Source organism: Paraburkholderia phymatum (genome assembly GCF_038900715.1).
GTDB lineage: Bacteria > Pseudomonadota > Gammaproteobacteria > Burkholderiales > Burkholderiaceae > Paraburkholderia > Paraburkholderia phymatum_A.
In genome coordinates this window covers 1-428 of the sequence record NZ_JAYMRZ010000101.1, presented here as the reverse complement: position 1 = coordinate 428, position 428 = coordinate 1, and the positions used below count along the sequence as shown (strand labels likewise).

The window sequence follows — 428 nt, the reverse complement described above, 5'->3', positions numbered from 1 at the left end:
GGGGTGGTCCGCGCCGGGTCTATGCGTCGTTCAAGTTCTTCCTCTACACGCTGCTCGGCTCGGTCTTGATGCTGCTCGCCATCATGGCGCTGTAATGGAACGGCGGCACCACCGACATCCCGACCCTGATGCACACCGCCGTGCCGCGGTCGTTGCAGACCTGGGCTTGGCTCGCCTTCTTCGCTTCCTTCGCGGTGAAGATGCCGATGTGGCCGGTGCACACCTGGCTTCCCGACGCCCACGTCGAGGCGCCGACCGCCGGCTCCGTGGTGCTCGCCGCGATCCTCTTGAAGATGGGCGGCTACGGCTTCCTGCGCTTCTCGCTGCCGATGTTCCCGCTGGCCTCGCACGACTTCGCGCCGCTGGTCTTCACGCTTTCCGCCATCGCCATCATCTACACCTCGCTGGTGGCCTTGATGCAGGAGGAC

Annotated in this window: 1 pseudogene; it reads left to right on the top strand. The window is 65.7% G+C overall.

The features are described from left to right. A pseudogene (locus tag VSR68_RS42595) lies at positions 1–428 on the top strand (proton-conducting transporter membrane subunit); the annotation flags it as partial.